Here is a 14896-nt window from a genome sequence, read left to right on the forward strand (position 1 = left end):
TTGGCGGAATAACCATCACTGGTTCTACCGGGGGGCGACTGTCAGTCGCTGATGACATGCCGCTCGCAGGCAAGTCGGGTGCATTCCCTAAAAAGCTTGGCGGCAGGCCCGGGGTCACGGTTATGGGGATAAAAACAGCCGATCCCGCCGAAACGTAAGGGCGTGCCGAAGGTGAAGCTTCGAATCCCGCCCTGACCAGACAATTGCCTAGCCGTCTCCATCGGCAGCAAACCCACAGTCTTCTGGTCCTGCATCAACGCTACGTTGGTAAGCACCGACAGCGACTCGATTACATTGGCTGGCAGCGGTAAATCAGCCTCGGCAAAAAGCCCATTGACGGTACGACGTAGTGACGAGCCGGGTGGCGGCAAAATCCACGGATAGGCCTGCAAATCGGCCAAGCTCGACACGGCCTGATCGTGTAGCGGGTGTCGGCTTCCGGCAACGATCGACAAAGACTCCACGTAAAGCGAGTCAACGCCCAACGTCCGGCTCTCCTCCCGCCCCCGCCAGTCGTCAGGGATCCTCCCGATCACCAGGTCCACCTCACCCACTATCAAGGCGGGGAAGAGTTGATCGAATTGCCCGATCCGCACCGACACCAGCACCTGCGGGGCGCGCTCCTTGAGCAGCCGTAGCGCGAGCGGCAACAACGATGCCGAAGCTGAAATTAGCGTGCCTACAACCACATGGCCTGCCCCCCCCTCGTGATGAGCCTGCACTTCATCAGTTAGCGCCCTAAGCTCTGCCAGCATTGCACGGGCTCTGCGCAGCACTACCTCGCCCAGCTCCGTCAGGCGCACGCCGCGATTGCTACGTACCAGCAACGGCGCGGAGAAGTACGACTCTATCTCATGGATAACCTTGGTGACGGCAGGTTGAGTCATGTTCAATATCTGAGCTGCACGCACTAGTGAGCCGCTCTGCACGACCTGGTCGAATACCACCAGTTGGTAGAACTTCAGCTTGCGCGAAACCGTAAGTACGCTTGATTTCATGACGCTCCTCGGCAACCACGACTTTTTTCCGATCAGGTTGCCGCTCGTTCGCGATGGCCAATCAAATGCCGAAGAATCCCCGGGCGTTCTCGGCGCAGATACGCGACTTGTCCTGCTCGCTCAACTGCGGATGCTCCAGTACACCAGCACCAATGGCCTGTTCGCCTAGCGGGAAGGGAGAGTCGGAGCCGAGCATGACGCGGTCTGCCCCCATCACGTCCACCAGCAAACGCAGTGCACGAGGGTCGAAGACCGCCGAGTCGACGAAGAAACGTTTGACATAGCTTGACGGCAGTTCCGGGCAATCCTCTCGGACAATATCTCTATGGCGCCAGGCGTTATCTACCCGTCCCAGGAGGAAGGCGAAGCCGCCGCCGCCATGGGCGAAACAGATGCGCAGGGACGCCGGCAAGTGTTCGAAAGCGCCAGACAGGATCAGCGACAGGATACCCAGCTGTGTTTCCGCCGGCATCGCGACAAGCCAAGGCAACATCCATTTCTTCATGCGCTCGCCGCCCATCATGTCCCACGGGTGCACCAGCAACGGGATATTTTCCACCGCACAGTGGTGCAGGAAGGTGATCAGGCCCGCTTCGTCCAGATCGTGGTTGCCCACGTGATTGCCGATTTGCACCCCGACATGGCCACAGGCCTTGGCCCGGCTGGCCTCAAGGCAGGCCGCCTCGATATCTTGCAGGGGTACCTGGGCCAGCACCTTGAGGCGATCGGGTACCTGGGCCGTCATCTCCAGGGCTCGATCATTCATCATCTGTGCCCACGGCAGCGCCTGCGCGATAGGTTGGTCGTAGGCGAACATCACCGGCGTTGCGCACATCACTTGCACGTCCAAGCCCTGCTCATCCAGGTGTTCGATGCGGCGCTGCGGATCCCACAGCACATCATGTACCGGACGGAACGGCTTATCTCCCAGCATGATCTGCCCCTGACGCCCCTCGGTATGCAGCCAAGGGCCACGCTGAGGACTCAGGCGGGCGGCCTCGGCTTGAGTAATGCGGGGAAGAAAGTGCGAATGGATATCGATTTTCATAAGTCGTGGACCTCACGCAGTGTGTTGTGCCAGGTCTGCCAATCGCGGCCTGGGTGGATTTCGCCGCAACCAGGGCAACGACGCTCTTCATCGGTGGTGGTATAGAATTGGTCGTATACCGGTGGAAGATCGGCAACGATGCTCTTGAGCCTCAACTCATAGCGCCGGACCACGGTGCCGCAGTGCGCACAGGACCACTGCAAGGCGTCGGACTGCCCTTCCGGGCGGCGATGCTCCACCACCAGACACAGACTGCCGGGCTCAGGACGCTGCGGCGAATGGATAACGTGGGGGGCCATCAGGTAGATGTCGCCTTCCTTGAGGTCGACGCGCTCGTAGCGACCTCGGTCCCAGACGTTCAAGTAGGCATTGCCCTTGAACTGGTAGAAAAACTCCTCCACCGGATCGTCATGGAAGTCGGTGCGCTGATTAGGCCCACCCACCACGGTAACCATGTAATCGCTGTCCTGCCATATCTGCTGATTGTTAACCGGCGGCTTGAGCAGGTGCGCGTGCTCGTCTATCCAGCGGTTGAAGTTGAAAGGGGCGCTGAAGTGATGCTTGTCCATGGTTGTTTTCTCCCAACGGTTCAGCGACGACGCGGCGCGTACGCTATGGCCTTGATCTCGATACGTAGATGGGGGTGCGGCAATTGGTGTACGGCTACGGTGGTGCGGGTCGGGCCGCTTTCGTCAAAGTATTCGGCGTATACGTCGTTGTATCCGCCGAAGTCGTTCATATCGACGAGGAAGCTGCTGATCTCCACCACGTCTGCAAGGCTTGCACCTGCAGAGGCGAGGATGTCGCGCATGTTCTCAATCACTGCGCGAGTCTGCGCCCGAATATCTAGCTGGGTGGTGCCCATGGCATCCACCTCGACGCCGACAAAACTGTTGTCCGGGCGCCGTGAGCTGGTACCGGAGACGAACAGGAAGTCACCCGCACGCTTGATATGCGGAAAGCGCCCACGCGGTGTGGCCTTGCCAGCAACGACAGTGGCGTTGAGGTCACTCATAGCTGACGCCTCCGTGGTCACCGCGGACGCTGAAGCTGCTCTGCCCAACGCCATGGACATCGACACTGACATGCACGCCTGGGTACAACGCCACCGCAGCGCAGGCGGCGCCTGCCATCACGAGGCTACCCGCGGGCAATTCGAGTTCGGCGCCGTGCAGCAGGCGTGAGGCCTGCACTAGACTGCGCAGCGGATTGCCGAGGATTGCAGCCGTGGAGCCGGCCTGAGCCACACGCCCATCCAGGCGCATCACTACGCCGGCGTTGTCCAGCCCAGAGAAGTTGCGCGACCAAGCTCCAATGGTGAGGCCGGCCGAGGAGCAGTTGTCCGCCACCACATCCTCCAGGCTGAACTTGAACGCCTGGTAGCGTGAATCGATGATCTCCAGCGCCGGCGCCACGGCCTCGACATAATTGCCTACTTCCAGCAGGGTCAGCGGGCGATCAATCGCACGGCGCGTTAGAAAGCAAACCTCCGGCTCGACTCGCGGATGAATGTAGCGCGCCAAGTCGATCAGGCCGCCGTCCTCTTCCACCATGGTGTTGCTGAGCCACCCCCAGATCAGGCTATCCACCCCCATTTGCACCATCTTCGCGCGGCTGGTGAAGCCCAGCTTGATGCCGATGCTGTGCTCACCATCGGCATAACGACGCTGCATGGAGGCGCGCTGGATCCGGTAGGCGTCATCCAGGGAAAAGGCGGTGCTGCCACTGAACTGTGCCAGTGGTTCGGCGCTTCGCGCCGCTCGGTCAAGGGCTTCGGCGATACGAGCAATATCGGTATTCATGCACGCTTCTCCAGCGATGGCTTCAATAGGTCGAGTGCGACGTCAACGATCATGTCTTCCTGGCCACCGACCATCCGCCGCTTGCCCAGCTCGACGAGGATGTCCACGGCCTTGATGCCATACCGTGCAGCGGCCACTTCGGCGTGGCGCAGGAAGCTCGAATAGACCCCGGCGTAACCCAGGGCCAGCGTTTCACGGTCCACCCGTACCGGGCGGTCCTGTAGCGGGCGCACCAGGTCGTCGGCGGCATCCATCAGCGCGTACACGTCGGTACCGTGCTGCCAGCCAAGCTTGTCGGCAGCGGCGATGAACACTTCCAGCGGGGCGTTGCCGGCGCCGGCGCCCATGCCGGCGAGGCTGGCGTCGATGCGGTCGCAGCCCTCCTCCACGGCGGCGATGGAGTTGGCCACGCCCAGACTGAGGTTGTGGTGGGCATGGATACCGGTCGACGTCGCTGGGTCGAGCACAGCCTTGACCGCACGGAAGCGCGCACGGATGTCGTCCATGTTCATCGCCCCGCCCGAATCCACCACATAGATGCAAGTGGCGCCGTAGCCCTCCATTAATTTGGCCTGCTGCGCGAGCCCTTCAGGCGTGTGCATATGGCTCATCATCAGGAAGCCAACGGTGTCCATGCCCAGTTCACGGGCATATTCGATGTGCTGGCGCGAAACATCTGCCTCGGTGCAGTGGGTGGCCACGCGAACAATGCGAGCACCGGCGTCATAGGCGCTCTTCAGGTCATGGAGGGTGCCAATCCCTGGCAGCAGCAGCGTGGCGATCTTGGCGTGGTTGACCGCGTCGGCCGCTGCTTCGATCCATTCGAGGTCGGTGTGGGCACCGAAACCGTAGTTGAAGCTGGAACCCTGTAGGCCATCGCCATGGGCGACTTCGATGGAGTCGACCTTGGCGCGATCCAGCGCCGTGGCGATGGCACGCACGTCATCCAGCGAATACTGGTGACGGATGGCGTGCATGCCGTCGCGCAGGGTTACGTCACTGATATAGAGCTTCTTGCCGTTCATGCCGACGCCCCCATTGCTTGTGCCATGCGCTCGGCGGTGGCCAGCGCGGCGGAGGTCATAATGTCGAGATTACCGGCGTAAGCCGGCAGGTAATGGGCGGCGCCTTCCACTTCAAGGAACACCGACGTCTTGAGACCGGTGAAGGTGCCCTGCCCAGGCAACCTCAGGCCGCACACGGGTTCGAACTGCACCTGCTGTTTGAGGCGGTAGCCCGGCACGTAGACCTGCACTGCGCGAGCCATTTCCTCGATGCTCCCCGCGATGTACTGTTGGTCGGCGGTCTCGCTCAGCACGTACACCGTGTCGCGCATCATCAGCGGCGGTTCCGCGGGGTTCATGATGATGATCGCCTTGCCCTTGGTCGCGCCGCCTATCACTTCGATGGCCTTGCTGGTGGTCTCGGTGAATTCGTCGATATTGGCGCGGGTGCCGGGGCCGGCGGACTTGCTGGCAATCGAGGCAACGATCTCGGCGTAGTGCACCTTGGCCACCCGCGATACCGCCGCGACCATTGGGATGGTCGCCTGGCCACCGCAGGTGACCATGTTGACGTTGGTCGCCTGCAGGTGCTGCTCGAGGTTTACCACCGGCACGCAGTACGGGCCGATGGCCGCCGGGGTCAGGTCGATGATGCGCAGGTCGGCCTTGTGCTGGCGCAGGAAGGCGTCGTTCTTCACATGGGCACCAGCGCTGGTGGCGTCGAAGACGAAATCGATGTCCCTGAACACCGGCAGGCGGGTCAGGCCCTGCACGCCTTCGTGGGTGGTGGTCACGCCCAGGCGGGCGGCGCGGGCCAGGCCGTCGGAGGCCGGGTCGATGCCGACCATCGCTGCCATCTCTAGGTGCTTGGCGTTGCGCAGGATCTTGATCATCAGGTCGGTGCCGATGTTGCCGGAACCGATGATGGCTACTTTGCGTTTCTGGCTCATTTAGGGCCCCCTTACTCGGCTTGAGCAAAGGACGCAGTGACGCGGCCCAAGCCCTGGATCTCAGCGGTAAACACATCTCCCGGGCTCACCGGCACCATAGGTCCCAAGGCACCGGTCAACACCACGTCACCGGCACGCAATGGCTCGCCGAGACGGACCATGGTATTGGCCAGCCACACCGCCGCATTCAGTGGGTTTTCCAGGCAGGCTGCGCCGGCTCCGACCGATACCGGTTCGCCGCGTAGACTCAGGCGCATGCCACAATTGACCAGGTCCAATTGCCCCAGGGATACCGGCTGACTGCCCAGGACAAACAGCCCGGACGAAGCATTGTCTGCGACTGTGTCGAGCAAACTGATGTCCCAGTTGGCGATTCGACTGCCGACGATTTCGATGGCCGGCAGGGCGAAAGCAGTGGCACGGATAATGTCGGCCAGGGTCTGGCGCTCATTGCACAGATCGCGCTCCAGAACCAGGGCGATCTCTGCTTCTACCTTGGGCTGCTGGCATTCACTCCAACTGATAGACTGGCCGTCACCTCGGGCCATCTGGGCAAACAGCCGACCAAAGTCCGGTTGGTCAACCCCCAACTGGCGCTGGACAACACTTGAGGTCAAACCGATCTTGTGACCTACCGGGTTCCAGCCTGCGGCAATGTCGGCGGCGTTGTTGTACTGTTGCACGGCGTAAGCCTGCTTTAGCGCGGATTCATCTTGCTCGACAGCCGCACGCTCGATGAGTTCGCGTACTGGCGCACAGGGCCTGCCCTGTTCACGAGCCTGGCGCAAACACGCTGCTGCTTCAGCGATTGCTGGATGCATGGAGTTCTCCTGTCCTTACGGATTGACACAAATGGTGGTGAGCTCGGAATAGAAATCCAGCGAGTGGCGCCCTCCTTCGCGGCCAAGCCCAGACAAGCGTGCGCCACCAAAAGGCGTACGCAGATCGCGCAGGAACCAGGTATTGACCCACACCATGCCGACATGGATACGTCGAGAGAGACGGTGGGCCCGCTTCAGATCGCGAGTCCACAAAGAAGCAGCCAGGCCGTAGGCCGAATCATTAACGCGTTGCAGCACTTCCTCGTCGCTATCGAAGGGCGCGATATGACAGACCGGACCGAACACTTCTTCGCGAATGCAGCGAGCGTCATCGGTAAGGCCGGTCCAGATAGTCGGCTGGATAAAAGCGCCCTGGTCGCGCTCGTCGCCAAATGTCGGCACACCGCCGCCACTGACCACTGTCGCGCCCTCTGTCACAGCCAACTGGAAGTAGCCCAACACCTTGTCGCGGTGTTTATGGGAAATCAGCGACCCCATGTTCACGCCGTCTTCGTCGGGATAGCCGATCTTCAGCTTCTCGGCGCCTGCTTTGAGCGCCGCGACAAAGCGCTCGTAGATCGACCGCTCGACGTAGACCCGCTCCGTGCATAGGCAGACCTGGCCAGAATTGGTGAAACTGGAACGCAGCACACCGGCAACTGCCGCATCAAAATCGCAATCGGCAAAAACGACTGCGGCATTCTTGCCACCCAGTTCGAAAGACACCTCACGTACGCCCTCGGCAGCAGCGCGCATGATGGTCGAGCCGGTGCGCGACTCACCGGTAAAGGTGATGGCATTGACGCCAGGGTGGCGAGTGAGAAACTCACCGGCAGAATCAGGGCCAAAGCCATGCACAAGATTGAATACACCGGCGGGCACACCGGCCTCGTGCATGACCTCGGCCAACAGGGTGGCACTGGAAGGCGTATCTTCCGACGGTTTGACAACCACAGAATTACCACAGGCCAACGCTGGCGCGACTTTCCAGGTAAGCAGCAACAGCGGTAGGTTCCACGGCGAGATGATGGCCACCACGCCATGCGGCTTACGCACGGTATAACTGAACACATCCGTACCATCGCCGGTGCGCATTTCAAAAAGCTCGCTACCGCCGTGTCGCACTAAATCAGCGAAGGTACGGAAGTTCTGCACGCCCCGTGCAACATCCAGGCTGCGCGCCTGATGCACGGGCCGACCAGTATCAGCGACTTCGGCATCCACGAAGTCTTCAAATCGACGCTCGATGCCATCGGCGATCCGCTCTAGCAGATCAGCCCGCTGGGCAGTACTGAATCCAGCCCACGGCCCCAATTGAGCGCCTGCCGCCGCTTCGACGGCAGCATTCACTTCATCTTCACCAGCCTCACATACCTGGCCCAATAGGCTCCCATTGACAGGAGAGATGTTGTCGAACCTGCGGCTGCTCTCGACGAAAGTCCCAGCGATATAGTGACGTAGCAAATGTTTGGACACAGCGCCCTCCTGAGCAGGATGTTTTCAATGAGTTTAGGGACGTCATATATAAATTAATAATAGAAATATCGTCTTCGGGTATCAGAACTCGGAATACATGAATTTCAGGCAAAGCTATGGATGTGAGTGCGCTTTAGTAATTCACTGCAACTTTCATGTTAACGATGCCCGCAACTTAATTGCGCCACCCAAACAACTTCGGGTTTTGCTTGTAAGCCTGCAGGTAATGCTCAAGCCGCCGCGACTTTTCATCTCAGCCAGTAGGCCAGCGCGTTGCAGTCAGCCCGAGCGTGCAGCATCGCTTGCGGTGGTGCTGCACACTTGAGCAGCACTCCCGATGCGGCCCTTTTAAAGGTGCCGGGCGAAGTAGGCCTGCGTACTTGCCCGGTTGGCGGCGAGCTTGTGCGCAACGTCCAGTGCCATGGGGTCGGGATAGACCTCCGTGGCACCGCTGGCCAACCCCGCTACGATCGCATCGGCCACGTCCCGAGGACTGGCCTTGGCACCCGCAACGTCACGGCTCATCGCGGTATCGATCGCACCGGGGAGCACCGCCATCACCTGCACCTGGCCGGCCAGCTCGGCCCGAGCGGCCTCGGTCAGGCGCAACGCGGCCGCCTTGGACGCACACAACGACCCCATGGCTGGCAACGCCACCCGCGCCAGAATCGACAGCACGTTGACGATAGCGCCAGTGCGCTCGACAAGCGTCGGCGCAAAGGCACGCATCATCGCGAGCGTGGCGAAGTAGTTGACGGCCATTTCCTGGGCAGCGGCTTCGGAGTCCTCGGTGCCCAGCAACCGCTGCTGCCTATTGAGGCCAGCATTGTTCACCAGGATATCGACCCGTACCCTGCTCGCCACCTGCGCGACTTGCTGCTGGTCGGTGACGTCCAGATCCACCGCCTCCACCAGCGGATGATCGAACAGCAGACGCTCAGGGTTACGGCAAGCGGCGTAGACACGACTTGCCCCCGCAGCCAAAAACGCTTCGATCAAGGCAAGGCCCAACCCTCCGTTGGCGCCGGTGATCAGGACCTCCTTGCCCACAGTCGTGATGGCGCTCACAGGTGCTCACTTTTGGCCCAGCGGGCCATCAGCGTGTTCGAAGGCAGCGATTCATCGAGCAATTTCTTGGCCGTTTCGATGCCCGCCACCGGTAGCCCTTCTGGATCGAGCAGGCCGATCTGTACCAGCACAGAGGCCTGGTCCCAGTAGATATGCTCGTGGTATAGCTTGTTGCCGCGGAAGTTGACCACCGCCACCATGGGTACTTCCACGTATTTGCCGGTAGGTGCTATCCCAGGCAGCATGTAGTCCATTTCGCAGGTGTGGGTGAAAGACATGATGAATTCATCGACGACCTGGTAGGCGCCGACCGTGCGAGAAACCGGAATCATCTTGGTGTCCTCGGGGTTGGCGTGGACAAAGTGATGCTGATAGAAGCGTCCGAGTTGCTTGCTGCCCACCCCGCCGGTCAGCGTCGGAATATGGTTCACGTAAGGCTCGGCGACCATGGTCTTCAGGGTGGCCGGCACGTCTCGGGTAACGAACTCATGGTGGATGTGCTCGTCCCACAGGTCTGAAAGGTTGTAGGCCGGCCCGATGTACTTCTTCAATGCGCCAATGGTGCGCCCATGAGCCATGAGGGCCGAGGGTTTGTGAAAGTGATCGCTGCCCAGGCGGGCAAAGGCATGGTCAGCACCCTCGTAGGTATACAGCTCTACGCCTGGGCGGCCACGCAGCACCTCGGCGATACGCGCACGGGTCGTGGCGTCACACAGCCCGTCCAGTTCGCCGTGATGCAGCACCAGCCCACCGCTCAGGCCATCGGCTTCATCCAGGTATTGCTCAATACCCATGCCGTAGTAGCCCACCGCAACCGCGACATCAGTACGGGTGGCGGTGAGGTAGGCCAGTTTGCCTCCCAGGCAATAGCCCACGAAGCCCAGGGCGGGCTCGGTGACCTCGGCCAGATCCCGCAGCGTGTCGAAGGCGGCGGCGATGTCGTCTACGGCCTTGTCCAGGTCCAGTGCGGTGTAGAGGCTCAAAGCCTTATCGAAATCTGCGGGGGTATAGCCCAGGTCGATACCCGGCTGTAGACGCCAGAACAAGTCGGGCACCAGAACCACATAACCTTCCTCGGCATACATCTGCGCCACCTCGCGCATGTTGGCGTTCACGCCAAATATTTCTTGGCCCAACACGATGCCTGGCCCCTTGCCTTCAGGCGGCAGCGCCAGATATCCCTTGAAACTTCCAGCCTGGTCTCGTGCCTGAATATCGATGTATTTGCTCATCTCATTACTCCTTCTACGGTAAGCGGACAGACATTGCTCTACATGAATTCTTGGCGAAGCAGCTTTGATGAAGCATTGCCAACGGCGCCATCTACAGCAGCTTGAAAGGGAATTCGGTGATCAGGCGAATCTCATCCATGTCACCGCGTGGCTCAGCCGAATTACCGCGGTGCACGCCGTACCGCGCTCTCAAGCTGAGGTTTTTCGCCGGCCCGTCTTGCACGACATATTGCATCTCGATATTGCGTTCCCAGTGGCGCCCCCCATCTCGAAAGCCGAGGGGATAGTAGGAACTGTACGGTTCGATATCGGAGCCTTTGCCACCCTGTCCCTGCATGTAGCGAATCATGAACCTCAGGCCAGGCACGCCACGCGCACTGAAGTCATAGTCGTAACGAACCTGCCAGGACCGATCGTTGGGCGCGTTGAAGTCACTGAGCTGCACATTGTTAGCCAGCTGTGCCACGGTGGTTTGCCCGTCTCGGAACGCCATATAATCGAAGGGCGTGTCGCCCTGCACCTTCTGGTATGCAAGCATGAGGGAATGGGCACCGAACTTGACGCCCGGAGCAAAGGACCAGGTTAAGTTGTCGATGGGCCCGCCATGGGCGGCACCGATGTCGACCGTTCGGTACATGCTGAAATTCAAGGTTGGGGTCAGCCCCTCGACGAGGGCAGGCAAGTAGCGAAACCCCAGGTAATCCTGGCGCCAAAGATCTTCGGCACGTTGAGTGCTGAGGTAGCCTTTGACTGCGCCCTGCTCATAATTCAGGCTGAGATAATCGACCGTATCCGTCTCCGTAGCGCCATACAGGGAACGTAGCGTGCTGTCGTTGCGGTTCTCCGAAGGCGCCTTGCCGGCGGTGATGTGGGCGGCATCGAAGGTTAGCGGCTGCAGATCGCGACTGATGAGCTGCCATGCTGTCACAGTTTGCGGCAACAGGCGCCCGGAGCCACCATCGGTGAGTAACACCGGAGAGGTGCGCAATTCCATGGAGCCGTATTTGAGCACCATTTCACGGTACTTGAGCTTGAGCGCACCGCCGCCCACGCTGTACTCATTCGCCACATCACCGTCGTTGTTGACGTGAAGCAGGTTGGTGCCGGTCTTGCCACGACCACTGTCAAGCTTCAATCCCGCATACAGATGCGCGTCGAATCCCAAGCCGACAACACCAGTCGTGAACGGGGAGATGTAGTCCAGAGTTAAGCCTTGGGCCCACTCCGCGCGATAACCGTTAACGGTGCCTGATCGGCGGTTGGCACCACCGTTGCGGAAGTCGCGGTTGAGATAAAAGTTCCGGGTTAAACCGGACAAGCTTCCCTGCTGAAAATATGTTGAAGCATCGGCCCATAGTTCATCTGCCAAGGCCTGTTGGCAAGCCAGCGCCAGCCCTAAGCCAGACACTAGTCGGTAATCGATCACTGCAGGCATAACCACACTCCTGGGTACTCACGTGCACCACGCGCAAGGCCTTGAGGCCATGCATGGTCAGGGAATGACTAGCTGGGGGTCGGCCGACGACGCACGCTTCGGCGATCGAGGTCGGCTCGAACAGTTGTTGATTACAAGTCGCGGTCGGCCGGGTGGGCTACGATTCGCCGATATTCATCTATGGCGAGCTCTACCAAGGTGCCTGGAGGCAAAGGCTCTGCAGTCTGGGCAATTACCACTGGCCCATCGCTCAGCTCGACACTAGCCAGGTGCAGGAGCTCTGCGGTAGCGATCCCGATCCGCGCGCGCACCACGGTAGCCTGAGCAATCCGGGCGGCCCCGGCAGAGACTTCCTGCCACTGCGCCTCACCGCAGCGCGGGCAGCTGTAACGCGGCGGGAAACTGGCCTGGCCGCAACCGACACATTGCTGGATCATGAACGCCATGCCACACCCCCTTGCCACCGTTCGAGCACCACCGCGTTGGCGCACATGCCGTAGCGATACTGGACCATGCCATAGCCGGTCACCACCGCCAGGCGCGCATTGCTGACCTGGCGTTGACCGGCGTCGCCAAGCAGCTGGGTAATAGCTTCGACCAACCCATGCATACCCCCCGCCGCGCCCGCCTGGCCGGCCGAGAGCTGCCCGCCCGAGGTATTCACCGGCAGTTCGAAACGGCCTATCCGCCGCAGCGCTCGCCGGTAATCGTCGTCGGGGACGAAGCCCAGGTCGGCGAGCTGGATCAGGGCCATGACCGGATAGTCGTCATACACGCACGCCAGGTCCATGGCATCAGGCCCGGTATTGGCGCGGTCCCACAGCGTGTCGGCAATCTTTGCCAGCGGCGTCTGCAGGCCATCGCCAGCCTGGTGGTCATCGTTGTGCAGCGCCTTTACTGCACGCACCGCCACGTTGACCGTGTTGCGGGCGAGGTCGGCGCGGGTCAGCAGGATGGCGTTGGCGCCATTGACTACCGGTACGCAGTCAAACCGGCACAGCGGGTCGGCCACCATGGGCGCCTCAAGGTACTGCTCGATGGTCAGCGGCTCGCGGTAGACCGCCAGCGGGTTGCGCTGCGCCCAGGCTCGCTGGGCAATGCACAGCTCTGCATAGTCTTCGCGGCCAAGGCCGGTGCGTTGCGCATGACGCTGGGTGAGCATCGCGAACACCCCATTGGGCCCGCCGTGCTGAAGCGGCTTGAGGTACTCCTCGGTGGTCCGGTTGTAATGGTCGACCAGAGTCTTGAAATCCTCCGGGGTGAACGTATCACCGGCCACCAGTACGATCACGTTGGCATCACCGTGCTGGATGGCACGCACGGCATGCTGCAGCATATTGATCGCGCTAGCCCCGCCATTGCGGTCATCCATGCACCAGGTCAGGGTCAGCCCGAGGCGCCACGCCAGATCGATGGCGTTGTCCGGCCGGTGGGTGAAGGATGCCACGCCCAGGCCGTCGACCTCATGCGCTGCCACGCCTGCCTGGCGCAGCAATTGCTGCACCGCCCTGCCGAGCAGTTGCGACGTCGACTCACCCGTGCCGCGCCGGTTGTAAGGTACTTCCAGGGCCCCGGCGATCAGCGCCACGGCGTCATTGCTTGCTGACCGGTTCATGACCGCCCTCCTTTGGCCCGCACGCGGGTCTCCTTGGTGAAACAAAGAGAGATGACTGTGATCAGCCCCAGCGCCATCATCATCAGAGAAACTGGCCAACTAGCCTGGTAATGCGCCAGCAAGGCGGTAGCGATCATCGGCGTCAGGCCACCGGAGAATACCGAGGCGACTTCGTGCCCGAGAGCCATTCCGGAATAGCGGACCTCAGTGCTGAACAGTTCGCCCATAAGACTAGGCTGCGTACCGATCATGGCCCCGTGGCAGATGGCATTGCCAATGAGGAAGGCGAGCCAGATCCAGGCAGGCTCTCGGGTCTCGAGTAACCAGAAGAATGGGAATGCCATTAGCACCATCCCTAAGGCACCCACCATATATACCGGCTTGCGACCTATGCGGTCCGACAGACGCCCCCAGAACAGCATGGCCACCAACTCCACGCACGTGGAGAACGTCACTCCCGCCAGCATCACACTATTGGGCACGCCAAGAAACTTGCCGTAGACAAGAGCGAACGCCAGCATGATGTAGGAGCCGCCGTTTTCAGCCACTCGCAACCCCATGGCCATCAGCACTTCCCGCGGATATCTGCGCAACACATCCAGCACGGGCATATGCGCCGTCTTGCCCGTTGCCTCAGCTCGCTGGAAATCCTGACTCTCTGGCAATGTCCGGCGAATGTAGACGCCCAGGACGAATATGACGATCGAGATAAGGAACGGAATGCGCCAACCCCAGCTATGGAAATCCCGCTCCGGCAACAACTGGACTAGATAGAACACCGCTGCGGACAAGACAAACCCACCGCCCACTCCGATCTGACTAATCGAAGCGTAGAAGCCGCGGCGCTCAGGTGGCGCCGACTCGCTGATCATCAGCACGCCACCGCCCCACTCGCCTCCTGCTGCGATGCCCTGCAAGATACGTAACAGCAGTAGCAACGCGGGCGCCCACATGCCCGCTTGAGCGTAGGTGGGCAACAATCCGATCAAGAAAGTTGCCCCGCCCATGATAGAGAGCGTCCATACCAAGGCTTTTTTGCGACCGTACTTGTCCCCGATATGGCCGAATATCACCCCACCGAAAGGCCGCGCGAGAAAACCCAATGCAAACCCGGCCAGTGCCGCGATCGTACCCACCAGTGGATCGGTGCCCTTGGGGAAAAACAATTCCCCGAATATGAGCGCCGCCGCTGTGCTGTAGAGAAAGAAGTCGTACCACTCCAACGCCGTGCCAGTGACAGAAGCCAAGACGATCTTGCGAAAGGTCTTACTGTCGATCGGTACTCGGTTATCAACTGCAGCGGAAACATGACTGTGCTCCGACTGGTTATCTGATAGTTCAAGCGAATGCGTGCCCGTCATGGCCGTCTCCGTCAATGACTGAATATTTATGAACGCTATTTTTATTGTTGTTGCATCTTTTGTTATTGCACGGCAGTCAAAGCTAA

General features: G+C 60.6%; 15 protein-coding genes. All 15 read right to left on the bottom strand.

Going from position 1 to position 14896, the window contains the following annotated elements:
* Positions 1–41: 41 nt before the first annotated feature.
* Positions 42–998, bottom strand: a complete 957-nt coding sequence (locus MOP87_RS10255) for a LysR family transcriptional regulator (protein WP_027915672.1) — start codon at positions 996–998, stop codon at positions 42–44.
* Positions 999–1059: 61 nt separating this feature from the next.
* Positions 1060–2046: an amidohydrolase family protein gene (locus MOP87_RS10260; RefSeq protein WP_027915671.1), complete on the bottom strand. Its 987-nt coding sequence runs from the start codon at positions 2044–2046 to the stop codon at positions 1060–1062.
* Complete coding sequence (locus MOP87_RS10265) at positions 2043–2615, bottom strand: 3-hydroxyanthranilate 3,4-dioxygenase (RefSeq protein ID WP_027915670.1); 573 nt, start codon at positions 2613–2615, stop codon at positions 2043–2045. The genes MOP87_RS10260 and MOP87_RS10265 overlap by 4 nt, the downstream gene beginning before the upstream one ends.
* A gap of 20 nt (positions 2616–2635) precedes the next feature.
* Complete coding sequence (locus MOP87_RS10270; RefSeq protein WP_025754657.1) at positions 2636–3061, bottom strand: RidA family protein; 426 nt, start codon at positions 3059–3061, stop codon at positions 2636–2638.
* On the bottom strand, positions 3054–3848 hold the full coding sequence (locus tag MOP87_RS10275) for a fumarylacetoacetate hydrolase family protein (protein ID WP_027915669.1): 795 nt from the start codon (positions 3846–3848) through the stop codon (positions 3054–3056). The genes MOP87_RS10270 and MOP87_RS10275 overlap by 8 nt, the downstream gene beginning before the upstream one ends.
* Positions 3845–4873, bottom strand: coding sequence for a 4-hydroxy-2-oxovalerate aldolase (mhpE, locus tag MOP87_RS10280; RefSeq protein WP_027915668.1), 1029 nt, complete (start codon positions 4871–4873; stop codon positions 3845–3847). Before mhpE ends, MOP87_RS10275 begins: the two co-directional genes overlap by 4 nt.
* A complete protein-coding gene (locus MOP87_RS10285) occupies positions 4870–5802 on the bottom strand; it encodes an acetaldehyde dehydrogenase (acetylating) (RefSeq protein ID WP_027915667.1) in 933 nt (310 codons plus the stop codon). Before MOP87_RS10285 ends, mhpE begins: the two co-directional genes overlap by 4 nt.
* Before the next feature lie 11 nt (positions 5803–5813).
* On the bottom strand, positions 5814–6623 hold the full coding sequence (locus MOP87_RS10290) for a fumarylacetoacetate hydrolase family protein (protein WP_027915666.1): 810 nt from the start codon (positions 6621–6623) through the stop codon (positions 5814–5816).
* Positions 6624–6638: 15 nt separating this feature from the next.
* On the bottom strand, positions 6639–8099 hold the full coding sequence (locus tag MOP87_RS10295) for a 2-hydroxymuconic semialdehyde dehydrogenase (RefSeq protein ID WP_027915665.1): 1461 nt from the start codon (positions 8097–8099) through the stop codon (positions 6639–6641).
* 348 nt (positions 8100–8447) lie between these two features.
* Positions 8448–9167: an SDR family NAD(P)-dependent oxidoreductase gene (locus MOP87_RS10300; RefSeq protein WP_196759860.1), complete on the bottom strand. Its 720-nt coding sequence runs from the start codon at positions 9165–9167 to the stop codon at positions 8448–8450.
* On the bottom strand, positions 9164–10399 hold the full coding sequence (locus tag MOP87_RS10305; protein ID WP_025754664.1) for a dienelactone hydrolase family protein: 1236 nt from the start codon (positions 10397–10399) through the stop codon (positions 9164–9166). Before MOP87_RS10305 ends, MOP87_RS10300 begins: the two co-directional genes overlap by 4 nt.
* A gap of 91 nt (positions 10400–10490) precedes the next feature.
* A complete protein-coding gene (locus MOP87_RS10310) occupies positions 10491–11834 on the bottom strand; it encodes an OprD family outer membrane porin (protein ID WP_050587353.1) in 1344 nt (447 codons plus the stop codon).
* 131 nt (positions 11835–11965) lie between these two features.
* Positions 11966–12280 (bottom strand): zinc ribbon domain-containing protein, encoded by a 315-nt coding sequence (locus tag MOP87_RS10315; protein ID WP_027915662.1) that lies wholly within the window; start codon positions 12278–12280, stop codon positions 11966–11968.
* Entirely contained in the window at positions 12268–13449 is a 1182-nt protein-coding gene (locus MOP87_RS10320; protein ID WP_027915661.1) for a thiolase family protein, read from the bottom strand. Before MOP87_RS10320 ends, MOP87_RS10315 begins: the two co-directional genes overlap by 13 nt.
* A complete protein-coding gene (locus MOP87_RS10325; protein WP_025754668.1) occupies positions 13446–14810 on the bottom strand; it encodes an MFS transporter in 1365 nt (454 codons plus the stop codon). Before MOP87_RS10325 ends, MOP87_RS10320 begins: the two co-directional genes overlap by 4 nt.
* Positions 14811–14896: the final 86 nt, after the last annotated feature.

The sequence above is a fragment of the Pseudomonas sp. I3-I5 genome (genome assembly GCF_022699445.1).
In the GTDB taxonomy this organism is placed as follows: Bacteria; Pseudomonadota; Gammaproteobacteria; order Pseudomonadales; family Pseudomonadaceae; genus Aquipseudomonas; species Aquipseudomonas fulva.